The sequence below is a fragment of the Sulfitobacter sediminis genome (assembly GCF_040811725.1).
GTDB classification, from domain to species: domain Bacteria; phylum Pseudomonadota; class Alphaproteobacteria; order Rhodobacterales; family Rhodobacteraceae; genus Sulfitobacter; species Sulfitobacter sediminis.
In genome coordinates, this window is sequence record NZ_JBFNXX010000013.1 from 80,370 (window position 1) to 105,016 (window position 24,647).

The window sequence follows — 24,647 nt, forward strand, 5'->3', positions numbered from 1 at the left end:
ACCGATGTTAGACACAGATATTGATACGCCGACTGCGTCTTCTGCAGCTCCGGAAAAGGCTCCGCATGTCGATGCCGAGCGTTATGCGCAGATGTATGCCGCATCGGTCGACGACCCCGAAAGTTTCTGGGCCGAGCAGGGCCAGCGCCTCGACTGGATCAAGCCCTTCAGCAAGGTCAAGAACACGTCCTTCGCACCCGGCAATATCGACATCCGCTGGTTCGAGGACGGCACGCTGAACGTTGCGGCCAACTGCATCGACCGCCACCTTGAGACGCGCGGCGATCAGACGGCAATCATCTGGGAGCCCGACAGCCCCCAGGACGCGGCGCTGCACATCTCCTACCGCGATCTGCACACATCGGTCTGCAAGATGGCCAATGTGTTGAAGGGACTGGGCATTACGAAAGGCGACCGCGTCGTCATCTACCTGCCCATGATCCCCGAGGCAGCCTACGCCATGCTGGCCTGCGCCCGGATCGGGGCCATTCATTCCATCGTTTTCGCCGGTTTCTCCCCGGACGCCCTCGGGGCGCGGATCAACGGTTGTGACGCCAAGCTTGTCATCACCGCTGACTATGCGCCCCGAGGCGGACGAGAAACCCCGCTGAAATCCAACACCGACGCAGCGTTACTGCACTGCAAGGACGATGTGCAGTGCCTCGTCGTCAAGCGCACGGGCGGCCAGACGACATGGACGGACCGCGATCACGACTGCAACGCGCTGATGGCGGAAGCCTCTGCCGACTGCCCGGTGGAGGAGATGAACGCCGAGGACCCGCTTTTCATCCTTTACACCTCCGGCTCTACCGGGCAACCCAAGGGTGTCGTGCACACGACCGGCGGCTACCTGGTCTACGCCTCGCTCACCCATGAGATCACGTTCGATTATCACGACGGCGATGTCTTCTGGTGCACGGCAGATGTGGGCTGGGTTACCGGCCACAGCTACATCGTCTACGGCCCGCTTGCGAACGGCGCGACCACGATCATGTTCGAGGGCGTGCCTACCTACCCCGACGCGGGCCGCTTTTGGGAGGTCTGCGCCAAGCACAAGGTCAACCAGTTCTACACGGCCCCCACCGCCATCCGCGCGCTCATGGGCGCGGGCAACGAATGGGTGGAAAAGCACGATCTGAGCGACCTGCGCGTCCTTGGCTCGGTGGGTGAGCCGATCAACCCCGAGGCCTGGAACTGGTACAACGAGGTGGTCGGAAAAGGCCGTTGCCCCATCGTCGATACCTTCTGGCAGACCGAGACCGGCGGTCACATGCTGACCCCCCTGCCCGGTGCCACGACCCTGAAGCCCGGCGCGGCGCAGCAGCCCTTCTTCGGCGTGCAGCCCGTGGTGCTGGAACCCACCAGCGGTGAGGTGATCGAGGGCAACGGTGTCGAGGGTGTGCTCTGCATCAAGGACAGCTGGCCTGGCCAGATGCGCACCGTCTGGGGCGACCACGAACGGTTCGAAAAGACGTATTTCAGCGACTACAAGGGCTACTATTTCTCCGGCGACGGATGCCGCCGCGACGAAGACGGCGACTACTGGATCACCGGCCGCGTCGATGACGTGATCAACGTCTCGGGCCACCGGATGGGCACCGCGGAAGTGGAAAGCGCGCTGGTCGCCCATGCCAAGGTCGCCGAGAGCGCCGTGGTGGGCTACCCGCACGACGTCAAGGGACAGGGCATCTATGCCTATGTAACGCTGATGAACGGCGAGGAGCCGTCGGACGCGCTGCGCAAGGAGCTCGAGACCTGGGTGCGCTCCGAGATTGGCCCGATTGCCAAGCCCGACCTCATCCAATGGGCGCCCGGCCTGCCCAAGACACGCTCGGGCAAGATCATGCGCCGCATCCTACGCAAGATCGCCGAAGATGATTTCGGCGCGCTGGGCGACACCTCGACGCTGGCCGACCCGTCGGTCGTTGATGATTTGATTGCCAACCGCATGAACCGGAGGGACCAGTGATGGACGGTTCTGCGACACCCACCACCGCGCCTGTTCTGATCCTGCTCGGCCCTCCCGGGGCGGGCAAGGGCACACAGGCCCGGATGCTTCAGGAAACCAACGGGCTGGTACAGCTTTCCACCGGCGATCTGCTGCGCGCTGCTGTCGCAGCGGGCACGGAGGCGGGCAAGCGCGCCAAGGCCGTTATGGAGGCGGGCGATCTGGTCAGCGATGAGATCGTGATCGCCATCCTGCGCGACCGGCTGGCAGAGACCGATTGCGCCCGCGGCGTGATCCTCGATGGCTTTCCCCGCACGACCGTGCAGGCCAAGGCGCTTGACGCGCTGCTGGACGCCACCGGTCAGCGCATCAACGCCGCCATCAGCCTCGAGGTCGAGGACGCGGCAATGGTCGAGCGGATCTCGGGCCGCTTCACTTGCGGCGGCTGCGGCGAAGGCTACCACGACAGCTTCAAACCGACGGCCAAACCGGGAACCTGCGACCAGTGCGGCTCGACCGTCATGAAGCGCCGCGCGGACGACAACGCAAAGACCGTGGCGCAGCGGCTCGAGGCCTACCACGCCCAGACCGCGCCGCTGATCGATTACTACGAATCCAAAGGGGCGCTTTCCCGCGTCCCGGCGATGGGGGCCATCGACGAGATTGCCGCCCAACTGAACAGCGTCGTGTCGCAAGCCACGGCATGACGCCATCAATGACCGGGACCGCATTCGGGGTTCCGGCCACAAACGGAGGAGGGACAAAATCAATGTCCGATCAAAGCAACTCTACCAACGCCTATTGGCAAGCCAATGTGCGTCTCATCCTGATCAGTCTCGTCATCTGGGCGCTGGTCTCATTCGGGTTCGGGATCATCCTGCGCCCGCTTCTGGCCGGGATCGCCGTGGGCGGCACCGACCTTGGCTTCTGGTTTGCCCAGCAGGGCTCAATCATCGTCTTCCTGATCCTGATCTTCTTCTACGCCTGGCGCATGAACAAGCTCGATAAGGAACACGGCGTGGACGAGGAATAATCACAATGGATCAGTTTACACTCAACCTGCTGTTCGTGGGCGCGTCCTTTGCGCTCTACATCGGCATCGCGGTCTGGGCCCGCGCGGGCTCCACATCCGAATTCTACGCCGCCGGTCGCGGCGTTCACCCGGTCACCAACGGGATGGCAACGGCGGCTGACTGGATGTCTGCGGCCTCCTTCATCTCGATGGCGGGCCTCATCGCGTTCACCGGCTATGACAACTCCTCCTTCCTGATGGGTTGGACGGGCGGCTACGTGCTGCTGGCGCTGCTCTTGGCCCCCTATCTGCGCAAGTTCGGCAAGTTCACGGTCAGCGAGTTCATCGGCGACCGGTTCTACTCCAAGACCGCACGCATGGTGGCGGTGATCTGCCTCTTGGTGGCCTCCATCACCTACGTGATCGGCCAGATGCAGGGCGTGGGCATCGCCTTTGGTCGGTTCCTTGAGATCGACGCCTTCTGGGGTCTCTTGATCGGGGCCTGTGTGGTCTTCGCCTACGCCGTTTTCGGCGGCATGAAGGGCGTGACCTATACGCAGGTGGCGCAGTACTGCGTGCTGATCACCGCCTACACGATTCCGGCGGTCTTCATCTCGCTGCAGTTGACGGGTAACCCGATCCCGGCGCTGGGTCTCTTTGGGTCCACTGAAAGCGGCGAGCCGCTGCTCGCGAAGCTCAACCAGATCGTCACCGACCTCGGCTTTGCCGAATACACGGCGGCCCATGGCTCGACCATCAACATGGTGCTCTTCACGCTGTCGCTGATGATCGGCACGGCGGGTCTGCCGCACGTGATCATGCGCTTCTTTACGGTGCCCAAGGTCTCCGACGCGCGCTGGTCCGCCGGCTGGACGCTGGTATTCATCGCTCTGCTGTACCTGACCGCCCCTGCGGTGGGTGCCATGGCGCGGCTCAATATCTCCGAGCTGATGTGGCCCAATGGCACGGACGGCGAAGCGGTCAGCGTCGAGCAGATCGAATCCGATCCCGAGTATGCTTGGATGGCGACGTGGCAGAAAACCGGTCTTCTGGGCTGGGAAGACAAGAACGGCGACGGCAAGATCCAGTACTACAACGATGCCAACGCCGACCTGCAAGCCAAGGCCGAGGCCAACGGCTGGCAGGGGAACGAGCTCACGAACTTCAACCGTGACATCCTCGTCCTCGCCAACCCCGAGATCGCGAACCTGCCGGGCTGGGTGATCGGCCTTGTGGCAGCGGGCGGCCTCGCGGCCGCGCTGTCAACGGCGGCGGGCCTGTTGCTGGCTATCTCCTCGGCGGTCTCCCATGACCTGCTCAAGGGTCAGCTGACCCCGAACATGTCCGAAAAGTCAGAGCTGATGGCGGCGCGTATCTCGATGGCGGCGGCGATTGTGGTCGCGGTCCTTCTGGGCCTCAACCCACCGGGATTTGCGGCGCAAACCGTGGCGCTGGCCTTCGGCCTCGCGGCAGCCTCGATCTTCCCTGCACTGATGATGGGCATCTTCTCGACCCGCATCAACAACGCGGGCGCGGTTGCGGGTATGCTGGCCGGTCTGGTGGTCACGCTGCTCTACATCTTCCTGCACAAGGGCTGGTTCTTTATCCCGGACACCAATTCGTTCACGGATGCGGACCCCCTGCTCGGGCCGATCAAGTCCACCTCCTTCGGTGCCATCGGCGCGGCGGTGAACTTTGCCGTGGCCTACGTGGTCTCTGGCATGACCAAGGAGACCCCGCAGCACATCAAGGACCTCGTCGAGAGCGTCCGTGTGCCCCGTGGCGCAGGCGCCGCGATCGAGGGCCACTGAGACTGGCGACGCCCCTCGCGAACCGCGGGGGCGTCTCCCATGCTACGCTCGTCCTGTCCGCCTTCCTGCGGGCAGGACACCTCATTCAAGGTCGGTGACATGACCCTTCCGAACAACCTGATCCAGTTCCTCGCATCGGTGCACCCCTACGACCGGTTGCCGCAGGCGGCCTTCGCAGCCCTCACCGACACATGCGAAGCCCGGTCGCTCGACGCTGGCGCCACTGTCTTTGCCACGGGCGACGAAGTGACCGCCCTCTACATCATCTTCGAGGGCGAGATCGAAATCACCAACGACACCGGCGTCCAGCTGTCGATCCTTGGGCCCCGCAATTCCTTCGGAGAACGCGGGCTTCTGCGCAATGAACTGTCGCAGCGCACCGCCACTGTCACGGCGCAGGCCACGCTGATCGTCCTGCCCGCAAAAATCTTCTTCGACCTGATCGAGGCGCATCCGCCGGTCGCCAGGTTCTTTGACAGGCGGCGTCCCCCGCGCTCTGAAGGCAGAGACCTCGGCACGATGCAGGTCGAACAATTGATGACCCGCGATCCGGTTATCTGCGCTCCCGACACCCCGATCCGTGTCGCGGCGGAACGGATGCGCGACCGTCGCATTTCGTCGATCTGCGTCGGGGACAGCGACCGGTTTGCGGGGATCGTGACGCTTCGCGACATGAACGGAAGGGTGATCGTCGATGGCGCCGATCCCGATGCGCCCGTTGGAACGATCATCACAGCCAATCCATTGACGCTTGGTCCAAAGGCGCTGGTCACGGACGTTCTGCACCTCATGGTCGAACGTGGGATCGGCCATGTTCCCATCGTCGAGGGGACCCGTCTCATGGGGATCGTCACCCAGACCGATCTGACCCGCGCACAGGCCATGTCCTCGGCCGACCTCGTCGGCCGGATCGCCAAGGCGGATGATGTCGCGGAAATGGCGCGCGCAACAGCCGAGATCCCGAAGTTGCTGGTGCAACTGGTCGATACCGGCAACCGCCACGAGGTCGTTACCCGCCTGATTACCGATATCGCCGACACCGCGACCCGCCGGCTGCTGACACTGGCCGAAGCGCGCCTTGGCCCACCTCCGGTGCCCTATCTCTGGCTCGCCTGCGGCTCACAGGGACGGCAGGAACAGACGGGCGTTTCGGATCAGGACAATTGTCTCATCCTCTCCGATGCGGTGACAGACACGCAGATGCCCTATTTCGCCAACCTCGCGCAATTCGTCAGCGACGGGCTTGACCGCTGCGGTTATTTCTATTGCCCCGGCGACATGATGGCGACCAACCCGCGATGGTGTCAGCCGCTTCGGGTCTGGCGCGACTATTTCCAGTCGTGGATCGCCAAGCCGAACCCCGAGGCACAGATGCTGTCCTCGGTCATGTTCGATCTCAGACCCATCGGCGGCGACACTCACCTCTTCGACAGCTTGCAGGGCGACACCCTAAAGGCCGCCTCGCGGAATTCGATCTTCACCGCGCATATGATCTCGAACTCGCTCAAGCACCAGCCGCCGCTGGGCCTGCTTCGGGGGCTCGCGACGATCCGCTCGGGCAGTCACCGCAACCACCTTGACCTCAAGCACAGCGGCGTCGTTCCCGTTGTCGATCTTGCGCGGATATACAGCCTGCAGGGTCAATTGCGCCCTGTGAACACCCGCGCCCGGCTGGAGGCCGCCATCGAGGCGGGAATCTTGTCGAAATCGGGCGGCGCGGACCTTCTCGACGCCTATGATCTCATTGCCACCATGCGGCTTGAGCATCAGGCGAGCCAGATCAAGACCGGCGGGAAGCCGGGCAACTATCTCAATCCGTCGGAGCTTTCGGATTTCGAGCGCAGCCACCTGCGCGACGCCTTCGTCGTGGTGAAAACCATGCAATCCGCTGTGGGCTCCGGCAAAGGCACGTTAGGGTAAGCTTATGTTCATAGAACTCATAGCCACCGTTTTTGCCGGGATCGCCTGCGCCGGTGTCGCGATGCTGCTGAACATCGTGACGGGCCGCCGCCTTCCCAAGTGGGTCATGCCGGTCGCCGCAGGCCTCGGCATGATCGCAATGACAATCTACAATGAATACACCTGGTTCGATCGGACCTCGGACCAGCTGCCCCAAGGCATCGCCGTCGCAACCACAGTGCAAGAGCAAAGCTGGTTCCGTCCCTGGACCCAGTTGCTGCCCTATACAAAGCGCTTCGTTGCCGTTGATACCGGAACGGCCCGCACACACGAAAACCTGCCCGATCAACGTCTTGCCGATCTCTACTTCTTCGGGCGCTGGTCGCCCGTTAACCAGGCGCCGATGCTCTTCGACTGTGCCGGGGCCCGCTCTGCCCTGTTAATCGACGGCGCCGAGTTTGCCGCCGATGGCACGATCGTCAACGCCGACTGGCAGCCGATGGCCGAAAACGATCCGATCCTGAAACTGGTGTGCGGGACCTAGTTATGTTCGCCACCCTGAGCCTGCGCCTCCGTATCTTCCTGTTCTTCGCCCTTCTTGCGCTGGCCGGGGGCGCGCTGGCAGCGGGCGCAATGGCCCTTGGCTGGGCCCGCGCGGAAGAGGCCCTGCCTGCCTCGCCCTTCGTGACGGCTTTTCTGGTTTTCGCCTTTCTCAACACCGGCCTCGTTCTGGGCATCTGGCTGCTGTTCGACGAAAACATCGCCAAGCCCATCGACCGGCTGTCGGCCAACCTGCGGCTTGGCGCCCATTCCGGCGTACAAACCGATCTTGACGTTCATGGCGCCCGCTATCTCGGCGATCTCGCCCCAGCGGCACAGGCGCTGTCGCGCACCGCCAGTGCCTCGGTCACCGACATGGCAACCCGGATCGCGCGCGAGACGGAACGGCTCAGGGTCGAATCCGAAAGGCTCACGGCGGTCCTGACCGAGGCTCCCGTGGCAACGATCCTTCTGAACTCCAAGCTGGAAATCGTGCTCTACGACACGCAGGCCGCCGATGTGATGTCGAGTATCGCGCACCCGCGGCTGCGCGCGCCAATCGGTGATTACTTCGATACCGAGGTTCTGAATAAAGCGCTGACACGTCTCGGCGAGGCATCGGTCGAGGTGCCGGTCACCCTGCGCGACAGCTCGGGAAGCCAACGCTTCGACGCCCGGCTCAAGGCGCTCAGCAACGATGGCTACATGATCTTCATCGATTCCAAGCCAGCCCAGACACGGCGTCTTGCGCCGCGGCCACTGGTCTTTGACTTCGACCTGATGAACAGGGCCGAGATCAAGGACATCAGGGACACGCCCTTGCGGGATCTCTGCTTCGTGGCTTTTGACACGGAAACAACCGGCCTCTCGGTGGAAAAGGATGCCATCGTTCAGATCGGCGCGGTGCGGGTCCTCAACGGGCGTATCGTGGATGGCGAAGTGTTCGACAGTTACGTCAACCCGGGCCGACCGATCCCCCCGGCCTCGACAAGGATTCACCGGGTGACCGACGATCACGTGATCGGCGCGGCGGATATCACCGCGGCCGGGCGCGCGCTGCATCACTTCGCGCGCGATTCCGTCCTCGTTGCCCACAACGCGCCCTTCGACATCGGCCTGTTGCAAAAACACGAAAAGGACATGGGCGTGGACTGGTCCCATCCGGTGCTGGATACTGTGCTACTCTCGGCGGTGGTCTTCGGGACGACAGACGACCATTCTCTCGATACCCTCTGCGCGCGCCTGTCGGTCGACCTGCCCCCCGACACGCGTCACACCGCGCTGGGTGACGCCCGCGCGACCGCCGAAGCGCTGGTGGTTCTCCTGCCGATCCTCGAGGGCAAGGGGCTGCGCACCTTCGGACAGGTCGTGGAAGAGACCCAGCGCCACGGTCGGTTACTTGAGGATCTGAACGGGTGACGGGAACGCCATCTTTGCCTGTAGCTGTTCCGGGGAAAGCCGCGCGCGGGACTGTCCTGGAAGCCGTTGTTAATCGTCGCGCCCTGGTTCGTCCGGATTGCTGGAGAACAATGCGATCTTGTTGCCATGAGGGTCACGAAGGTAGCTCACGTAGAAATGTGGCCCGTAAGCAGCGCGGAAGCCTGGCTGCCCCTCGTCAAAACCGCCTGCGGCGACCGCGGCGGCATGAAGCGCACGCACCTGTTCCTGACTGCGCGCCTCGAATGCAATCATCGTACCGTTTCCCGCCGTGGCCGGGCCTCCATTGAAGGGCGATTTGACGTAGAAATCCGGCAGGGCGATGGATTGGCCCGGTTGCCTTGGCAATATGTAGCTCAGATCCCCGTGATATTCTTCCAACGTGTAGCCAAGGGCCGGCAGGAACGCCGAGTAGAAACGTTCCGCGGCCGCGATGTCGTCAGCACCAACGGTGACGTAGGCAATCATTCTGGCTATCCTTTCCGGGAAAACGGTCATTGCAGTGAGACACGCGTGTAACGGCAAGCCTTTATTCAGCCAAGCCGAATGAACCGCCTTTCTGGACCGCTTCTAAAGTGCGCGCAGGACATAGCCCAGAGAAGCTATCGTGCAAATTCCGCTGCCGCTGGCCTCAAACGGTCTCGCCCGCCTCCAGCCGGTCCAGCCACTCCCCTGCCTCGCGCAGCACCGTCTCGCGCCTCTCTTCGTCCATCCGGTCCCACGTCCGGTACATCTGCGCCATGCGCGGATTGCCCTCGAACCGCTCCCGGTGGCGGTCGAGGAAATGCCAGTAAAGCAGGTTGAACGGACAGGCCCCTTCCCCGGTTTTCTTGCTGACCGAATAGTGGCAGCCCTTGCAGTAATCCGACATCCGGTTGATGTAAGCCCCTGAAGACACGTAAGGTTTCGACGCGATGATGCCTCCGTCGGCGAACTGGCTCATGCCCACGACGTTCGGTGCCTCGACCCATTCGTAGGCATCCGCATAGACCGCCAGATACCACTCTTGCACCTGGTGCGGATCGACCCCCGCCAGCAGCGCGAAGTTCCCCGTCACCATCAGCCGCTGGATGTGATGGGCATAGGCGTGTTCCTTGGTCTGGCCCACCGCATGGGCCACGCAGTTCATCCGGGTCTCCGCCCCCCAATAGAAGGCAGGCAAATCGCGCTCCTGCTTCAGCCCGTTCCGCCCGGCATACTCCGGCCCCTCAAGGAAATAGATCCCCCTCACATACTCCCGCCAGCCGATGATCTGGCGGATGAATCCTTCCGCCGCATTGATCGGTGCATCTCCGTTTTTCCAAGCTTTTTCAACGGCCTGACAAACTTCCAGCGGCCCCAGAAGCCCGAGGTTGATATAGGGCGACAGCACCGCGTGATAGAGAAACGCACTCTCCTCCATCATCGCATCCTGATAGTCCCCGAACTTGGGCAGGGCCTTGGCCACGAAGTGATCCAGCGCCTTCAGCGCCTGCTCCCGCGTGGTGGCAAAGCCGAAGGGTCGCAGGTCCCCGAAGTGGTCCGCGAACCGCTCCTCTACCAGCGCCAGAACCTCCTCGACCTCGGCGTCCGGCTCGAACCACAAAGGCCATTCATGCGTCACCTCGTCCGGTGCTGGCTTGCGGTTGTCGTGGTCGAAATTCCACTTGTCTCCGGCGGGCTGATCGCCCTCCATCATCAGCCCCGTCTTGCGCCGCATCTCGCGGTAGAAATACTCCATCCGCAGCGCCTTGCGGCCCTCGGCCCAGTCCTCGAACTCCTTGTGGGAGGCGATGAAACGGTCGTCGTTCAGGATATGCGTCTTGATCGGCGCATGGCGCAACTTATTGATAAGACGCCATTCTCCGGGCTCGGTGCAGATCACGCCGGGGGCGTCCGTCTCCTCGGCCCGCCTGAGCAACTCGCCCACGATGGAGCCCGCGTTGTCCGGATCGTCCAGCCGGGTGTAACGCACCTCCCAGCCGTCCTCCTCCAAAGCCTTGGCGAACTTGCGCATCGCGGCAAAGATCAGCGCGATCTTCTTGGGGTGGTGTTTGACATATCCCGCCTCTTCCGAGACCTCGGCTATGACCACGATGTCCTTGCCCTTCTCGGCCTTCTTCAAAGCGGACAGGTCCATCGACAGCTGATCGCCCAGCACCAGAACAAGACGGCTCACCACGGCACCTCCTTGCCCGCCCAGTCGAAGAATTGCCCGGTCTGACAGACACTTAGCCCGTCCATCACCGCCAACAGATTGCGCGCGGCCTCCTCGGGCTGCACCGCCGGGTGGCGGCCGAGGTATTTCTCGGTAAAGGCCGTCGCCACCGTGCCGGGATGCAGGGCGACACAGACCGCCTCCTTGTGCGTGCGCTTGAGTTCAATCGACGCCGTATGCACCACCTGGTTCACCGCCGCCTTGGCCGAACGGTAGCTGATCCAGCCGCCGATCTTGTTGTCCCCGATGGACCCCACGCGCGCCGAGAGCACCGCGAAAACCGACCGCCCCTCGCGCGGCAGAAGGTCATGCGCATGGGACAGCACCAGCGCAGGCCCCACGGCATTGAGGGCGAACTGGTCCATCATCGCCTTGGCCTCGATGGCCTTGATGGTCTTCTCCGGCTCCGCCCCGTCGATCTCGAGCGCACCTGTCGCCACGACGACCCGCCTGAACGGCCCCTCCAGCGCGCCCAGATGCCGCGCGACCGACGCCTCGTCGGTGATGTCGAACCCGTCCACGCTGCGCGACAGGTGCAGCACCTCTTCGCCTTTTGCCGCACAGGCCGCAGCCAGCGCGCTGCCGATCCCGCCCGAGGCGCCCAGTATTAATGTCTTGCTCATGGGCAGGGACCTAGCGGCGCGCTGCCCCGCTTCAATGCTGCTTTTTTACAGGTCAACACCGGGACCAGCAAAAGTGAAACATCCCCCTTCCCATTTGAAATCGCGGGCGTATAAAGTTGCCCCATGACACACGCCGCACATATCCTGTCCGCCCCGCGCCGCCGCGCGGGCCTGCTGCGTGCCAACCTGCTGCTGCTAATCCGCCTCTGAGCGTGCCATCCCGGCGCGTCCGCTCAGAGGGTTTGCACCGCGCCACGGATGACAACAGCAGAACGAAAGACTTTTGACATGACCAAGCAAGAACAAGACCGCGTCTTGATTTTCGACACGACGCTCCGTGACGGCGAACAAAGCCCCGGTGCCACCATGACCCACGCCGAGAAGCTGGAGATCGCCAGCCTGCTCGACGACATGGGCGTCGATATCATCGAAGCGGGTTTCCCCATCGCCTCGGAAGGCGATTTCGCCGCCGTCTCCGAGATCGCCAAGCAGACTCAGAACGCGGTGATCTGCGGCCTCGCCCGCGCGCAGTTCGGCGACATCGACCGCTGCTGGGAGGCGGTGAAACACGCGAAACGCCCGCGCATCCATACCTTCATCGGCACCTCGCCCCTGCACCGCGCAATTCCGAACCTCGACATGGACCAGATGGCCGAGCGCATCCACGAGACGGTGACCCACGCCCGCAACCTTTGCGACAACGTGCAATGGTCGCCCATGGACGCCACGCGGACCGAGCTTGATTACCTCTACCGGGTGGTCGAAATCGCCATCAAGGCCGGGGCCACGACGATCAACATCCCCGACACCGTAGGCTATACCGCGCCGCGCGAGAGCGCCGACCTGATCCGCAAACTGATCGAGAACGTGCCGGGCGCGGACGAGGTGATCTTTGCGACCCATTGCCACAACGATCTGGGCATGGCGACGGCCAACAGCCTTGCCGCTGTCGAGGCCGGCGCGCGGCAGATCGAATGCACGATCAACGGTCTGGGCGAGCGCGCGGGCAATACAGCACTTGAAGAGGTCGTCATGGCGCTGAAGGTGCGCAATGACATCATGCCCTACCGAACGGGTATCGACAGCACCAAGATCATGAACATCTCGCGCCGTGTCTCGGCCGTCTCGGGGTTCCTCGTGCAGCCCAACAAGGCCATCGTGGGCAAGAACGCCTTTGCCCATGAGAGCGGCATCCATCAGGACGGGATGCTGAAAAACGCCGAAACTTTCGAGATCATGCGCCCCGAGGACGTGGGGCTGACCGAGACGAACATCGTGATGGGCAAGCACTCCGGCCGTGCCGCTTTGCGGTCCAAACTCGAAGACCTCGGGTTTACGCTGGGCGACAACCAATTGAAGGACGTCTTTGTCCGGTTCAAGGAGTTGGCCGACCGCAAGAAGGAAATCTACGAGGACGATCTGATCGCGCTCATGCGCACCACGACCGACCCCGAAGAGGACCGCATCAAACTGGTGTCGATGCACGTGGTCTGCGGTACCGAAGGCCCCAATCAGGCGCGCATGACGCTGGAGGTGGAGGGCAAGGAGCACAAGACCGAACAGACCGGCGACGGCCCCGTCGATGCGGCCTTCAACTGCGTCAAGGCCATCGTGCCCCACAACGCGCGCCTGCAACTCTACCAGGTGCACGCGGTGACCGAGGGCACCGATGCACAGGCCACGGTGTCCGTGCGGATGGAGGAAGACGGGCGCATCGTCACCGGCCAGTCGGCGGATACGGACACGGTCGTAGCCTCGGTTCGGGCCTATATCCACGCGCTCAACCGCCTGCTGGTGCGCCGCGCCAAGGGTGGCACCGACAAGCGCGAGGTGAGCTACAAGGACGTGGGCTAGCCCCGTTTGACAGCAGGGTGGGTCGGACAAATTTGTCCGACCTACAGCATGAGGATCGCCATATGGGCCGCAGCGCTGGCGTGACTGTCTGGAAATGAGTTGTAGTGGAAAGATGAAGGGACCGCCCTTGCGCTTCATCTTTCCATTACAACTCATTTCCGACGGTTGAGACCGCGCTACTTCAAAGGATCGCGCCGGGCGGTGCCTCTGGCGTCTTATTTATAGGGGTTTTTCGCCCCGCGATCCTCGCTCAGGGACCGCTGCGAGCGCTCGACGATCATCACGGCCGCATCGGCCAGGTGTTCGCGTTCGATGGCCTTGGCACCGCGCGCCACGCGCAGCTTGTGGGCTTCCAGCATCACTTCGGCATGGCTGCTTCCGCGCGGCGGGATGAAGTTGTAGCAGGCAAGCTCGATCAGCAGGCCCAGCGGGTCCTTGAAATAGATCGAGTGCATGAAGCCCCGGTCCTTGACGCCAGAGTTCGGAATGCCGCGCTCTTCCAGCCGCTCCAGCACCTGGTCGAACATCGCGTGATCGACCTCGAAGGCGAGGTGATGCACGCAACCGGGATCGGTGGGCGTGCGGTCATGCACCGGCTTGCGGTTCTCGTTGGTGAAGATGGTGATCAGCCGCCCGTCGCCGGGATCGAAATAGAGATGCCCCTCGTCGTCGTTGTCGAGATTGGGCTGGTCGAAGATGAAGGGCATGCCCAGCACCCCTTCCCAGAAGTCGATGCTGCTTTGCCGGTCTGCCCCGGTGAGGGTGATGTGATGCACGCCGAGGGTCTGGATCTTCTTCATGGCGAGGGTCTCCTTTGGTCAACTTACCGGGCAATATAGGGCACAGGCGGCAAGATGCCCAACCGGTCCAAACACCCCCTTTCGCCTCTGCGTGGCGGTCCCTATAACAGCGCTCATCCGGGCCCGGCGAGAATCGCGGGCCGCGTTGGTATGCGACAAGGTACAAGCTGTCATGAACTGGTTTGGAAATCTGGGTGGGCTGTTCTCATCCGATATGGCGATTGATCTCGGCACGGCGAACACGCTGGTTTACGTCAAGGGCCGGGGTGTGATCCTCTCCGAGCCGTCAGTGGTGGCCTATCACGTGAAGGACGGCGTCAAGAAGGTGCTCGCCGTCGGTGAGGACGCCAAGCTGATGCTGGGCCGCACGCCCGGCTCGATCGAGGCAATCCGCCCGATGCGCGAGGGCGTGATCGCGGACTTCGACACCGCCGAGGAGATGATCAAGCATTTCATCCGCAAGGTGCACAAGCGCTCGACCTTCTCCAAGCCCAAGATCATCGTCTGCGTGCCCCATGGCGCGACCCCGGTTGAGAAGCGCGCGATCCGCCAGTCCGTGCTGTCCGCCGGCGCGCGGCGTGCGGGGCTGATTGCAGAGCCCATCGCGGCGGCCATCGGCGCGGGCATGCCGATCACCGATCCCACCGGCAACATGGTCGTGGACATCGGCGGTGGTACGACCGAGGTGGCCGTCCTGTCGCTGGGCGACATCGTTTATGCCCGCTCGGTCCGTGTCGGGGGAGACCGGATGGACGAGGCGATCATCAGCTACCTGCGGCGTCAGCAGAACCTGCTGGTAGGCGAGACCACTGCCGAGCGGATCAAGACCTCCATCGGCACCGCACGGATGCCCGACGACGGGCGCGGCACCTCGATGCAGATCCGGGGCCGCGACCTGTTGAACGGTGTCCCGAAGGAGATCGAAGTCACCCAGGCCCAGATCGCCGAAGCACTGGCCGAACCCGTCCAGCAGATTTGCGAAGCGGTAATGACCGCGCTTGAGACCACGCCGCCGGACCTTGCCGCCGACATCGTGGACCGGGGCGTGATGCTCACGGGGGGCGGCGCGCTTCTGGGCGATCTCGATCTCGCGCTGCGCGAACAGACGGGTCTTGCTGTCTCAATTGCCGACGAGTCGCTCAACTGCGTGGCCCTCGGCACCGGTAAGGCGCTCGAGTACGAAAAACAGCTGCGTCACGCCATCGACTACGACAGCTGACGCGGCGCAAATGTGAACCGTTCCGGACTTGATCCGGGACCCATCGCACTGGCACACTCGCAACCAAGCCCATGCGGGCCGAGGACGCAACGGTATGGCACAAGACCGCACCAACGGCAGCGACTATACAGGCCCGCTGAAGCGGTTGCTGCTGGCCGTGCTGATTCTCCTGTTGGGAGCGACCTTCCTGCTCTGGCGGATCGACAGCCCCCGTGTCGAGCGCTTTCGTGCACAGATCACCGACCGGCTGGTGCCGAACCTCGATTGGGCCATGGCGCCGGTGACAGGCACCATAAACCTTTTGCGCGATTTCCAGTCCTACCAGCGGCTGGCCGAACAGAACCAGGAACTGCGCAGCGAGCTGCGCCAGATGCAGGCATGGAAAGAGGCCGCCCTGCAACTCGAACAGGAAAACGCGCGCCTGCTTGATCTGAACAACGTGCGCCTCGACCCTCGCCTGACCTTCATTACAGGTGTGGTGCTGGCTGATTCAGGCTCTCCCTACCGCCAGTCGGTTCTTTTGAACGTCGGGGCGCGGGACGGGCTGGTGGATGGCTGGGCCACGATGGACGGCATCGGGCTTGTGGGCCGTATCTCGGGCGTTGCGGAAAACACCGCGCGGGTGATCCTGCTAACCGACGCGGCAAGCCGTATCCCCGCAACCATCCAGCCCTCGGGCCAGCGCGCCATCGTGGCGGGCGACAACTCGGCCGCGCCGCCCATCGACTTTCTCGAGAACCCCGACCTCGTCCGGCCCGGCGACCGGGTCATCAGCTCCGGCGACGGCGGCGTCTTCCCTGCCGGTCTGCTGATCGGCCAGGTGGCGCTTGACCCCGGCGGGCGGCTGCGCGTGCGCCTTGCGGCAGACTACGAGCGGCTCGAATTCCTGCGCGTGCTGCGCCACTACGGCACCGAAAACGTCAGCGATACCGCCCGCATCATCACGCCCGAGGGGCCATTGGCAGATGCCGAGGAGGTCATGAATGAATGACCTGTCGCAAACCCGGCTCTGGCTGATGCGCGCCTCTTTCCTGGTGCTGACGCTGTTCATCCTTTTCTTCCACCTGCTGCCGCTGGAATCCACGCCGCGCCGCTGGGCGGGGCCGGACATCCTGCTATGCTTCGCCCTTGCCTGGAGCATGCGGCGTCCGGAATACGTGCCCGCGCCGATCCTCGCGTCGGCCTTTCTGCTGGCGGACCTGCTCTTGCAGCGTCCGCCCGGCCTCTGGGCCATGCTGGCGCTCATCGGCTGCGAGAACCTCAAGTCGCGGGCGCGGGGGCTGAGAGACGCGAATTTCGCCGCCGAATGGATCACGGTCGGGCTGATCATGATCGCGATCACCTTTTCCTACCGGATTGCACTGGCCATCGCGCTGGTCGAACTGCCGTCGCTTACGCTCAGCCTGTCGGAACTGGGGATGACGATCCTCGCCTATCCTGCTGTTGTGGCGATCACGCATTTCGCCATGGGTGTGCGCAAGGCCGCAGCGGGCGAGCTCGACGCGCTCGGTAACCGGGTCTGAGGGGGCGGGGATGAGACGCAACCGCGCAGAAAACGACGCAAGCCACGCCAAGCTCACGCGCCGCGCGGCGCTGCTGGGCGGTGCGCAACTGCTGTTCATGGGCGGGTTGGCGGCGCGGATGCGGTATCTGCAAGTCGACCAGGCCGACCAGTTCCGCCTGCTGGCCGAGGAAAACCGCATCAACATCCGCCTCATTCCGCCCGCGCGGGGTGAGATCTTCGATCGCAACGGCGTGCGATTGGCAGAGAACGTGCCCTCCTATCGGATCGTCATGGTGCGCGAGGACGCAGGCGACGTGGACGAGGTGATGGCGCGGCTCTCGCGGATCATCGAGATCGACCTGGAGACCTATGAGCGGGCGCTCACCGAACTCAAGCGCTCCGCCCCGTTTCTGCCCGTCACCATCGTCGAGGGCGTGAGCTGGGACGAGGTCTCGAAAGTTTCCGTCAACGCTCCCGCCCTGCCCGGTGTCACACCCGAGGTTGGCCTCACCCGCGTCTACCCGCGCGGATCGGATTTCGCCCATGTGGTCGGGCGGGTGGGCCGCGTCAGCCAGAAGGACCTCGACGCGCTGGAGACTCCCGACCAATTGCTGCGCATCCCCCGCTTCCAGATCGGCAAGATCAACGTCGAGGCCCGCGCAGAGGATGTGCTGCGCGGATCGGCGGGCACCAAGCAGGTGGAGGTGAACGCCACGGGCCGCGTCATGCGCGAGCTGTCACGGCGCGAGGGGCAATCGGGGGCCGACATCCAGCTTACCGTGGATGCGGAACTTCAACGCTACGTGCAGGCGCGCCTTGGCGAAGAAAGCGCCGCCGTGGTGATGATCGACCTCGAAAGCGGTGATCTGGTCGCCAATGCCTCTGCCCCCAGTTACGATCCGAACCTCTTTATCGGTGGGATTTCGTCCAAAGATTACGACCCGCTGCTGAATTCCAAGTACCGCCCGCTGGTCAACAAGACCGTTCAGGGTGCCTATCCGCCCGGGTCCACCTTCAAAATGCTGGTGGCGATGGCGGCACTGGAGGAAGGCATCGTCGGGCCGGATGAAACCGTCTATTGCCCCGGCCACCTCGAAGTCGCCGGCCGCAGGTTCCACTGCTGGAAACGCGCGGGCCACGGCTGGGTCGATCTGGGGAATTCGCTCAAGCAGTCCTGCGACGTCTACTATTACGACCTCGCCGTGAAGGTGGGGATCGAAAAGATCTCGGCCATGGCCAACCGCTTTGGCCTCGGCATCCGGCACGATCTCGCGCTGTCCTCGGTGAACTCCGGCCTTACCCCCACAATGGCCTGGAAGCGCAGCGCGCGCGGGGCGGAATGGGTCGTGGGCGACACCGTGAACGCCTCCATCGGGCAGGGCTTCATGCTGGCCTCGCCGCTGCAACTCGCGGTGATGACCGCGCGGATCGCCACCGGACGCAGCGTGACGCCCCGGCTGATCAAGTCGATCGACGGGGTCGAACAACCCCTCGGCATGGGCGAGCCGCTCGGCATGAACGAGAACAACCTGCGCAAGATGCGCCGCGCCATGTACGAGGTCGTCAACGACCGGCGCGGCACGGCCTACCGTAGCCGCATCATCGCGGATGAATGGCGCATGGCGGGCAAGACCGGCACCAGCCAGGTGCGCAACATAACCGCCGCCGAACGCGCGCGCGGTGTCACCCGCAACGAGGACCTTCCATGGGAGCGGCGGGACCACGCGCTTTTTGTCGCCTTCGCACCCTATGACGCGCCGCGCTACGCGGTGTCGGTACTGGTCGAACACGGCGGCGGCGGTTCGACCACGGCCGCCCCCATTGCGCGGGACGTGATGCTGCAGGCGCTGGCGGGCGGTGAGCCACCGCTTGAGGCCTATCCGACAGGCGACCGCGACCGGATTGAGGCGCAGCAAAATCGCCTGCGCGACCTGCAGCCGCAGGCGGCCATCGACGGGAAAGACCGCGCATGAGCTATCTTGAATATTCCGTCAAACATGTCCCTACCGGCTTTCGCAAGATTCTCTACCTGAACTGGCCGCTGATCCTGCTCCTGGCCTCGGTCTGCGGTGTGGGCTTTCTGATGCTCTACTCGGTGGCCGGCGGGTCGTTCTCGCCCTGGGCAGAGCCACAGATGAAACGCTTCGGCCTTGGCCTTGCGCTGATGCTGGTGGTGGCCATGGTGCCGATCTGGCTTTGGCGGAACCTCTCGGGCGTCGCTTATGGCGGCACGCTCCTGTTGCTGGTGGCGGTGGCGCTGTTCGGGGATGAGCGCAAGGGCGCGCAGCGCTGGATCGACCTTGGTCCGATTGATCTGCAGCCGTCGGAGCTGATGAAGATTACTTTGGTGATGTTCCTCGCGGCCTATTACGACTGGCTGCCCGCCAAGAAGGTCTCGCGCCCGTTCTGGGTGCTTTTGCCTGTTGTCATCATCCTCGTGCCCACGGCGATGGTGCTGCAACAGCCTGACCTTGGTACGTCGATCCTGTTGCTGACAGCGGGGGGCGGGCTGATGTTTCTGGCCGGTGTGCACTGGGCCTATTTCGCCGCCGTGATTGCCTCTGGTGTGGGGCTGGTGACGGCAGTCTTCCAGTCGCGCGGAACCTCGTGGCAGCTTTTGAACGACTATCAGTATCGCCGCATCGACACCTTCCTCGACCCAGCCGCTGACCCGCTGGGAGCCGGGTATCACATCACGCAATCCAAGATCGCACTGGGGTCGGGTGGCTGGACGGGGCGCGGGTTCATGCAGGGAACGCAGTCGCGGCTGAACTTCCTGCCGGAGAAACATACGGACTTTATCTTCACGACATTGGCGGAGGAGTTCGGGTTCATCGGGGCGTTTTCGCTGCTCAGCCTCTATGCGCTGATCATCGTCTTCTGCGTGGTGACCGCGATCCTGAACAAGGACCGGTTTTCGTCGCTGCTGACGTTGGGGATTGCGCTCAACTTTTTCCTGTTCTTCGCCGTCAACATGTCGATGGTCATGGGGCTGGCACCCGTGGTCGGTGTGCCATTACCGCTTGTCAGCTATGGCGGATCGGCGATGCTGGTCCTGCTCTTGGCCTTTGGTCTTGTGCAATCGGCCCATGTCCACAGACCGAGGTAAGCGATGACCGTGAACGTCCTTTTCGCCGCCCGTGCAGAGCGGTGGGAGACCTACGAAGGACCCTTGCGCGCGGCGCTTGATGCGGCGGGGATCGACGCACATCTGTCGATGGAGATTGCCCCCGAGGAAGTTGATTACATCGTCTATGCGCCGAATTCCGAGTTGCAGGATTTCACTCCGTATACCCGGGCCAAGGCGGTGCTGAACCTCTGGGCCGGGGTCGAGAAGATCGTCGGGAACGAAACGCTGAAGATACCGCTCGCGCGGATGGTCGATCCGGGGCTGACGCGGGGCATGGTGGAGTGGGTCACGGGGCATGTGCTGCGCTATCATCTGGGGATGGATACGGATATCTGCCGGACGGATGCCAGGTGGGAGGTGCGCACGCCGCCGCTGGCGATGGAGCGCGGCGTGACGATCCTTGGCACGGGCGCGCTGGGGTCGGCCTGTGCGGAGTCGCTCGTGGCGCTGGGGTTCCGGGTGACGGGCTGGTCACGGCGTCCGAAGCAGGTGCCGGGGGTCGATTGCCTGCACGGTGAGGACGGTTTGCGTGACGCACTGGCGCGGGGCGAGATCACGGTGCTGCTGCTTCCTGATACACCAGCGACGGAGAACGTGATAAATGCCGGGACGCTGGCGCTGATGCCGAAGGGCGCGTTCATCATCAATCCGGGGCGCGGGCCGCTGATCGATGACGCCGCGCTACTGGCGGCGCTGGATAGGGGGCAGATCGCCGGGGCGACGCTGGACGTGTTCCGGGTGGAGCCTTTGCCTCAGGATCATCCCTTCTGGGCGCATCCGAAGGTGACGGTCACGCCGCATATCGCGGCGGAGACGCGAGCGGTAACGGCGTCTCAGGTGGTCGTGGAGAACATCCGGCGGGGCGAAGCCGGGGAGCCGTTCATCAACCTCGTGGACCGGAACGCGGGGTATTAGGCAATACCCTCCTACGCAGATGTCGCTTTGCCAATCTTACTTGAGTGTTAAGACGCGCCTAACTGTCTCCAGCAGAACGACAAACCCCATCTGTCCCCACGGGGACACGGTAGGATGGGTGCTTGCACCCATCATCCACGTCCTGTTTCAGGATGGGTGCAAGCACCCATCCTACGCGGCGAGGCCACGGCCTTTGAGCAGCGCTTCAACCCCCGGCAGGCGGCCCCGGAAGGCGACGTACAACTCCGCCGGATCGGCAGAGCCTCCGGTCGAGAGGATATGTTGTTCCAGCGCCTTCGCGCGGTCCGCGTCAAAGGCACCGCCTGCCTCTTCGAAGGCGGCAAAGGCATCGGCGTCCATGACCTCGGACCACATGTAGCTGTAATAGCCGCTGGAATAGCCATCACCCGAAAACACATGCGCGAACTGCGGCGTGGCGTGGCGCATGCGGATCGCGTCGGGCATGCCGATGTCGGCCAGTACCTCGGCCTGCTTCGCCATCGGATCGGCCGGGGCCGCGCCGTCGTGGAAGGCGAGGTCCACCAAAGCAGAGGCCACGTATTCCACCGTCTGGAACCCCATGTCGAAGGTCGCGGCACCGAGCACCTTTTCGAGCATCTCTTTCGGCATCGGGGCGCCCGTCTTGCCGTGGGTGGCGAATTCGCCCAGCACCTCAGGGACCTCCAGCCAGTGTTCGTAAAGCTGGCTCGGGAGTTCCACGAAGTCGCGCGCGACGGAGGTGCCGGAGACGCTTTCGTAAGTCACGTCCGAGAGCATCTGGTGCAGGGCGTGGCCGAATTCGTGGAAGAGCGTGCGCGCGTCGTCGTAGGAGAGAAGCGCCGGGCTGCCCTTGGCGAAGTTGCAGACGTTGATGACCACGGGGGCCTGGTCGTGGGGGAATTTCGCCTGCGACCGCATGGCGGAGCACCATGCGCCGGAGCGTTTGGAGCCGCGTGCGAAGTAGTCGCCGATGAAGACGGCGACGTGCTTGCCGTCGCGCGTGACTTCCCACGCGCGGCAGTCGGGGTGGTAGAGCGGGACGTCGAGCGGCGCGAATTCCAGCCCGAAAAGGCGGTTGGCGCAGGCGAAGGAGGCCTCGATCATGCGGTCAAGCTGGAAGTACGGTTTGAGCGCGGCTTCATCGAGGTCATGCTCGGCGGCGCGGCGTTTCTCGGCGTAGTAGCGCCAGTCCCAGGGCGCGAGATCGGCGTTCACGCCGTCATCGCGCATCATGGCAGAGAGTTTCTCCGCGTCGGCGTCAGCCTGTTTCTTGGCGGGGTTCCAGACGTCCATGAGCAGTTGCCGCACGGCCTCGGGCGTCTTGGCCATCTCGGTTTCAAGCTTGTAGGCGGCGAAGTTTTCGTAGCCCAGCAGCTTTGCCCGCTCTTCGCGCAGCGCGAGGATTTCGGCGGCAATCGCGCGGTTGTCGGTCTTGCCGCCATTGGCGCCGCGTGCCTCCCACGCCTTGAAGGCGCGTTCGCGCAGGTCGCGGCGGGGGGAGAATTGCAGGAAGGGGACAATGAGCGAGCGCGAGAGGGTCACAACGGGGCCCGCGGCGCCCTTTTCCTCGCCTGCGGCGCGGGCGGCGTCGATGACGAAATCGGGCAGACCTTCGAGATCGTCCTCGGAGAGTTCCATGAACCACTCACGTTCGTCCGCCAGCAGGTTCTGCGTGAACTCGGTGCCCAGCACGGCGAGGCGTGCCTTGATCTCTTTCATGCGCTTTTCGGCCTCGCCTTCGAGCGCCGCACCTGAGCGGACGAAGCCGCGATGGGTGAGCATCAGCACGCGGGCCTGTTCGTCGGTCAGATCAAGGCTGTCACGCTGATCCCAGACGGCGGCGACGCGGGCGAAGAGCGCCTTGTTGCCGGAGATTTCGGAGAAATGGGCTGCCAGCTTTGGAGAAAAGGCGCGCTGCAAATCCTCGCGCACGGGGTTGCTGTCGGCCCCTGCGACGGTGAAGAACACGCCCAGCACCTTGTCGAGCGCCTTGCCCGCGGCCTCCAACGCCTCGACCGTGTTGGCGAAGGTGGGTGGTGCCGCGTCGGTCGCGATGGCGTCGATCTCGGCGTTATGGGCGGCGAGGGCCTCGTCGAGCGCTGGGGCGAAGTCTTCGTCCTTGACGCGGTCGAAGGGGGCGAGGCCGAAGGGGGTGTTCCAGTCTGCAAGCAGGGGGTTCGTCATGCGGGGTATCTCCTTTGCGCTCAAGCTAGGGGCGCGGTGGGGCGGGTTCAATCGGATGCGGAAAATTGGCGCGGATCAGCCGCCGCAGGTCTCGCAACCCGCGCGGCGCTCAAGCTGAATGGTGCGGTTTTCGCCGTAGAGGGCGTCGTAGATCAACATCTGGCCCCGCGCGGGTGTGCCTGCGCCGGTGATGAGCTTGATCGCCTCGACCGCCATCATGGAGCCGATGACACCCGGCAAGGGGCCGATCACGCCAGCCTCGGCACAGCTTGGGGCGAGGTGCGGCGCGGGGGCCTCGGGAAATATGCAGCGGTAGCATGGCGCGCCATGGGCGGGGTCGAAAACGGACATCTGCCCCTCCCACTGGCTGAGCGCGCCAGAGATCAGCGGCTTGCCTGCCGCGACGCAGGCGGCGTTGACGAGGTAGCGCGTGTCGAAATTGTCGGTGCCGTCGAGGACCAGATCGTAGTCGGCGATCAGCTCGCCCGCGATCTCTTCGGTCAGGCGGCGGTTGTAGGGGCGCACGGTGATGAAAGGGTTCTGCGCCTCCATCCGGGCTTGGGCCGAGAAGACCTTGGGCATGCCGATATTGGCGTCGGCGTGGATGATCTGGCGCTGGAGGTTGGTGTTCTCGACCGTGTCGCTGTCGATCACGCCGATGGTGCCGACACCCGCCGCCGCGAGATATTGCAGCACAGGCGCGCCGAGGCCCCCTGCCCCGACGACCAGCACCTTCGCCTCTTTCAGCGCCTTCTGGCCCTGCCCGCCGATCTCACGCAACACGATATGGCGGGCGTAGCGGTTGAGTTCAGTGTCGGTGAAGCCGTCCTTCTTTTGGGTCTGCGGCACGGGGGCCTCTCGTTCCCATCCGGCGCGCTGGCGCAGGCGCAGGATCACCTGGCGGTAGGCCCAGAAGATCACGACAAAACCGCCCAGCACCAGCCAGAGGCCAGCGCTGCCCCCGGTGGCCACCCGCAAGGGGTGAGTTTCGGGGAAAGCCACCTGAATGCCAAGGACGGCCACGAACAGCAGCGCAAGCAGGGTGGCGCGCACCTCGCGGTTCACGCCCATCCAGCCGCCGCCGAACCAGATGGCGGCCCCCAACAGCAATACCAGCAGCATCAGTCGACCCCGGTTGATCCAAATCCGCCCGAGGCACGGGCGCTGGCGCCCAAAACCTCGGTTTCGGCAAAGGTAGCCTGCACGACGGGGGCCGCAACCATTTGCGCGATGCGCATGCCGTGGGTGATCTCGAACGCCTCGGAGCCGAGGTTGACGACGATCACGCCAACGATGCCGCGATAGTCGCTGTCGATGGTGCCGGGGGAATTGGGCAGGGTAATCCCGTGTTTCAGGGCAAGGCCGGAGCGGGGGCGCACCTGCACCTCGTAGCCGTCCGGGATTTCCATGTGCAGCCCGGTGGAGATGAGCGCCCGTTCCATGGGTTTCAGCGTCACCGGACCCTCGGGCAGGTTGGCGCGCAGGTCCGCGCCTGCGGCATCTGCTGTCTCATAGCGGGGCAGGCCTAGGGACCTGTCGGCCCCTTTGGCCCAGGAGCATCGGATCGCGACCAT

The 24,647-nt window shown here is 63.9% G+C and carries 21 protein-coding genes; 14 read left to right on the forward strand and 7 right to left on the reverse strand.

The features are described 5' to 3' along the window. Nucleotides 1–4 precede the first annotated feature (4 nt). The 7 genes from acs (at nucleotide 5) to AB2B41_RS16475 (ending at nucleotide 8,629) form a co-directional block, all read left to right on the forward strand. A complete protein-coding gene (acs, locus tag AB2B41_RS16445) occupies nucleotides 5–1,969 on the forward strand; it encodes an acetate--CoA ligase (RefSeq protein WP_367878904.1) in 1,965 nt (654 codons plus the stop codon). Next, nucleotides 1,969–2,655 (forward strand): adenylate kinase, encoded by a 687-nt coding sequence (locus AB2B41_RS16450; protein WP_367878905.1) that lies wholly within the window; start codon nucleotides 1,969–1,971, stop codon nucleotides 2,653–2,655. Before acs ends, AB2B41_RS16450 begins: the two co-directional genes overlap by 1 nt. A 62-nt stretch (nucleotides 2,656–2,717) precedes the next feature. Beyond that, a complete protein-coding gene (locus tag AB2B41_RS16455; protein WP_367878906.1) occupies nucleotides 2,718–2,981 on the forward strand; it encodes a DUF4212 domain-containing protein in 264 nt (87 codons plus the stop codon). Between the two features lie 5 nt (nucleotides 2,982–2,986). Then, nucleotides 2,987–4,771, forward strand: coding sequence for a sodium:solute symporter family protein (locus tag AB2B41_RS16460; protein ID WP_367878907.1), 1,785 nt, complete (start codon nucleotides 2,987–2,989; stop codon nucleotides 4,769–4,771). A gap of 99 nt (nucleotides 4,772–4,870) precedes the next feature. After that, nucleotides 4,871–6,691: a DUF294 nucleotidyltransferase-like domain-containing protein gene (locus tag AB2B41_RS16465; protein ID WP_367878908.1), complete on the forward strand. Its 1,821-nt coding sequence runs from the start codon at nucleotides 4,871–4,873 to the stop codon at nucleotides 6,689–6,691. A 4-nt stretch (nucleotides 6,692–6,695) separates the two neighbouring features. After that, a complete protein-coding gene (locus AB2B41_RS16470; RefSeq protein WP_367878909.1) occupies nucleotides 6,696–7,214 on the forward strand; it encodes a hypothetical protein in 519 nt (172 codons plus the stop codon). A 2-nt stretch (nucleotides 7,215–7,216) separates the two neighbouring features. Further along, entirely contained in the window at nucleotides 7,217–8,629 is a 1,413-nt protein-coding gene (locus AB2B41_RS16475; RefSeq protein WP_367878910.1) for a 3'-5' exonuclease, read from the forward strand. 69 nt (nucleotides 8,630–8,698) lie between these two features. Here the strand turns inward: AB2B41_RS16475 and AB2B41_RS16480 are convergent, their stop codons facing one another. The 3 genes from AB2B41_RS16480 to AB2B41_RS16490 form a co-directional block, all read right to left on the reverse strand. Then, on the reverse strand, nucleotides 8,699–9,115 hold the full coding sequence (locus tag AB2B41_RS16480) for a VOC family protein (protein ID WP_367878911.1): 417 nt from the start codon (nucleotides 9,113–9,115) through the stop codon (nucleotides 8,699–8,701). A 163-nt stretch (nucleotides 9,116–9,278) separates the two neighbouring features. Then, complete coding sequence (locus AB2B41_RS16485) at nucleotides 9,279–10,805, reverse strand: cryptochrome/photolyase family protein (protein WP_367878912.1); 1,527 nt, start codon at nucleotides 10,803–10,805, stop codon at nucleotides 9,279–9,281. Continuing rightward, the gene (locus AB2B41_RS16490) at nucleotides 10,802–11,467 is read right to left on the reverse strand and encodes an SDR family NAD(P)-dependent oxidoreductase (RefSeq protein WP_367878913.1); all 666 of its coding nucleotides are present in this window, start codon (nucleotides 11,465–11,467) and stop codon (nucleotides 10,802–10,804) included. Before AB2B41_RS16490 ends, AB2B41_RS16485 begins: the two co-directional genes overlap by 4 nt. A gap of 288 nt (nucleotides 11,468–11,755) precedes the next feature. Here AB2B41_RS16490 and AB2B41_RS16495 point away from each other — a divergent pair, with 288 nt between their 5' ends. After that, a complete protein-coding gene (locus tag AB2B41_RS16495; RefSeq protein ID WP_367878914.1) occupies nucleotides 11,756–13,321 on the forward strand; it encodes a 2-isopropylmalate synthase in 1,566 nt (521 codons plus the stop codon). A gap of 215 nt (nucleotides 13,322–13,536) precedes the next feature. Here AB2B41_RS16495 and AB2B41_RS16500 read toward each other — a convergent pair whose 3' ends face one another. Further along, nucleotides 13,537–14,121 carry a VOC family protein gene (locus tag AB2B41_RS16500; protein WP_367878915.1) on the reverse strand — a complete coding sequence of 195 codons (585 nt, stop codon included), beginning with the start codon at nucleotides 14,119–14,121 and terminating at the stop codon, nucleotides 13,537–13,539. A 172-nt stretch (nucleotides 14,122–14,293) separates the two neighbouring features. Between AB2B41_RS16500 and AB2B41_RS16505 the strand changes: the two genes are divergently transcribed. From AB2B41_RS16505 to AB2B41_RS16530, 6 genes are all read left to right on the forward strand, one after another. Next, nucleotides 14,294–15,340, forward strand: a complete 1,047-nt coding sequence (locus AB2B41_RS16505) for a rod shape-determining protein (RefSeq protein ID WP_367878916.1) — start codon at nucleotides 14,294–14,296, stop codon at nucleotides 15,338–15,340. A gap of 94 nt (nucleotides 15,341–15,434) precedes the next feature. Next, nucleotides 15,435–16,331 (forward strand): rod shape-determining protein MreC, encoded by an 897-nt coding sequence (gene mreC, locus AB2B41_RS16510; protein ID WP_367878917.1) that lies wholly within the window; start codon nucleotides 15,435–15,437, stop codon nucleotides 16,329–16,331. Further along, nucleotides 16,324–16,863 (forward strand): rod shape-determining protein MreD, encoded by a 540-nt coding sequence (locus AB2B41_RS16515; protein ID WP_367878918.1) that lies wholly within the window; start codon nucleotides 16,324–16,326, stop codon nucleotides 16,861–16,863. The genes mreC and AB2B41_RS16515 overlap by 8 nt, the downstream gene beginning before the upstream one ends. Before the next feature lie 10 nt (nucleotides 16,864–16,873). Next, complete coding sequence (mrdA, locus tag AB2B41_RS16520) at nucleotides 16,874–18,817, forward strand: penicillin-binding protein 2 (RefSeq protein ID WP_367878919.1); 1,944 nt, start codon at nucleotides 16,874–16,876, stop codon at nucleotides 18,815–18,817. Continuing rightward, nucleotides 18,814–19,953, forward strand: a complete 1,140-nt coding sequence (gene rodA, locus AB2B41_RS16525) for a rod shape-determining protein RodA (protein ID WP_367878920.1) — start codon at nucleotides 18,814–18,816, stop codon at nucleotides 19,951–19,953. Before mrdA ends, rodA begins: the two co-directional genes overlap by 4 nt. Before the next feature lie 3 nt (nucleotides 19,954–19,956). Then, nucleotides 19,957–20,889 (forward strand): 2-hydroxyacid dehydrogenase, encoded by a 933-nt coding sequence (locus tag AB2B41_RS16530; protein WP_367878921.1) that lies wholly within the window; start codon nucleotides 19,957–19,959, stop codon nucleotides 20,887–20,889. A 171-nt stretch (nucleotides 20,890–21,060) separates the two neighbouring features. Here AB2B41_RS16530 and AB2B41_RS16535 read toward each other — a convergent pair whose 3' ends face one another. The 3 genes from AB2B41_RS16535 to dut form a co-directional block, all read right to left on the reverse strand. Further along, the gene (locus AB2B41_RS16535; RefSeq protein ID WP_367878922.1) at nucleotides 21,061–23,073 is read right to left on the reverse strand and encodes a M3 family metallopeptidase; all 2,013 of its coding nucleotides are present in this window, start codon (nucleotides 23,071–23,073) and stop codon (nucleotides 21,061–21,063) included. A gap of 75 nt (nucleotides 23,074–23,148) precedes the next feature. Next, nucleotides 23,149–24,195 (reverse strand): HesA/MoeB/ThiF family protein, encoded by a 1,047-nt coding sequence (locus AB2B41_RS16540; RefSeq protein ID WP_367878923.1) that lies wholly within the window; start codon nucleotides 24,193–24,195, stop codon nucleotides 23,149–23,151. Then, complete coding sequence (dut, locus tag AB2B41_RS16545; protein WP_367878924.1) at nucleotides 24,195–24,647, reverse strand: dUTP diphosphatase; 453 nt, start codon at nucleotides 24,645–24,647, stop codon at nucleotides 24,195–24,197. The genes AB2B41_RS16540 and dut overlap by 1 nt, the downstream gene beginning before the upstream one ends.

What these genes read in the sequence shown, in the direction of transcription:
- acs (WP_367878904.1), top strand. Translation starts at nt 5, where the DNA reads ATGTTAGACACAGATATTGATACGCCGACTGCGTCTTCTGCAGCTCCG.
- AB2B41_RS16450 (WP_367878905.1), top strand. Translation starts at nt 1,969, where the DNA reads ATGGACGGTTCTGCGACACCCACCACCGCGCCTGTTCTGATCCTGCTC.
- AB2B41_RS16455 (WP_367878906.1), top strand. Translation starts at nt 2,718, where the DNA reads ATGTCCGATCAAAGCAACTCTACCAACGCCTATTGGCAAGCCAATGTG.
- AB2B41_RS16460 (WP_367878907.1), top strand. Translation starts at nt 2,987, where the DNA reads ATGGATCAGTTTACACTCAACCTGCTGTTCGTGGGCGCGTCCTTTGCG.
- AB2B41_RS16465 (WP_367878908.1), top strand. Translation starts at nt 4,871, where the DNA reads ATGACCCTTCCGAACAACCTGATCCAGTTCCTCGCATCGGTGCACCCC.
- AB2B41_RS16470 (WP_367878909.1), top strand. Translation starts at nt 6,696, where the DNA reads ATGTTCATAGAACTCATAGCCACCGTTTTTGCCGGGATCGCCTGCGCC.
- AB2B41_RS16475 (WP_367878910.1), top strand. Translation starts at nt 7,217, where the DNA reads ATGTTCGCCACCCTGAGCCTGCGCCTCCGTATCTTCCTGTTCTTCGCC.
- AB2B41_RS16480 (WP_367878911.1), bottom strand. Translation starts at nt 9,115, where the DNA reads ATGATTGCCTACGTCACCGTTGGTGCTGACGACATCGCGGCCGCGGAA.
- AB2B41_RS16490 (WP_367878913.1), bottom strand. Translation starts at nt 11,467, where the DNA reads ATGAGCAAGACATTAATACTGGGCGCCTCGGGCGGGATCGGCAGCGCG.
- AB2B41_RS16495 (WP_367878914.1), top strand. Translation starts at nt 11,756, where the DNA reads ATGACCAAGCAAGAACAAGACCGCGTCTTGATTTTCGACACGACGCTC.
- AB2B41_RS16500 (WP_367878915.1), bottom strand. Translation starts at nt 14,121, where the DNA reads ATGAAGAAGATCCAGACCCTCGGCGTGCATCACATCACCCTCACCGGG.
- AB2B41_RS16505 (WP_367878916.1), top strand. Translation starts at nt 14,294, where the DNA reads ATGAACTGGTTTGGAAATCTGGGTGGGCTGTTCTCATCCGATATGGCG.
- mreC (WP_367878917.1), top strand. Translation starts at nt 15,435, where the DNA reads ATGGCACAAGACCGCACCAACGGCAGCGACTATACAGGCCCGCTGAAG.
- AB2B41_RS16515 (WP_367878918.1), top strand. Translation starts at nt 16,324, where the DNA reads ATGAATGACCTGTCGCAAACCCGGCTCTGGCTGATGCGCGCCTCTTTC.
- mrdA (WP_367878919.1), top strand. Translation starts at nt 16,874, where the DNA reads ATGAGACGCAACCGCGCAGAAAACGACGCAAGCCACGCCAAGCTCACG.
- rodA (WP_367878920.1), top strand. Translation starts at nt 18,814, where the DNA reads ATGAGCTATCTTGAATATTCCGTCAAACATGTCCCTACCGGCTTTCGC.
- AB2B41_RS16530 (WP_367878921.1), top strand. Translation starts at nt 19,957, where the DNA reads ATGACCGTGAACGTCCTTTTCGCCGCCCGTGCAGAGCGGTGGGAGACC.
- AB2B41_RS16535 (WP_367878922.1), bottom strand. Translation starts at nt 23,073, where the DNA reads ATGACGAACCCCCTGCTTGCAGACTGGAACACCCCCTTCGGCCTCGCC.
- AB2B41_RS16540 (WP_367878923.1), bottom strand. Translation starts at nt 24,195, where the DNA reads ATGCTGCTGGTATTGCTGTTGGGGGCCGCCATCTGGTTCGGCGGCGGC.
- dut (WP_367878924.1), bottom strand. Translation starts at nt 24,647, where the DNA reads ATGGTCGCGATCCGATGCTCCTGGGCCAAAGGGGCCGACAGGTCCCTA.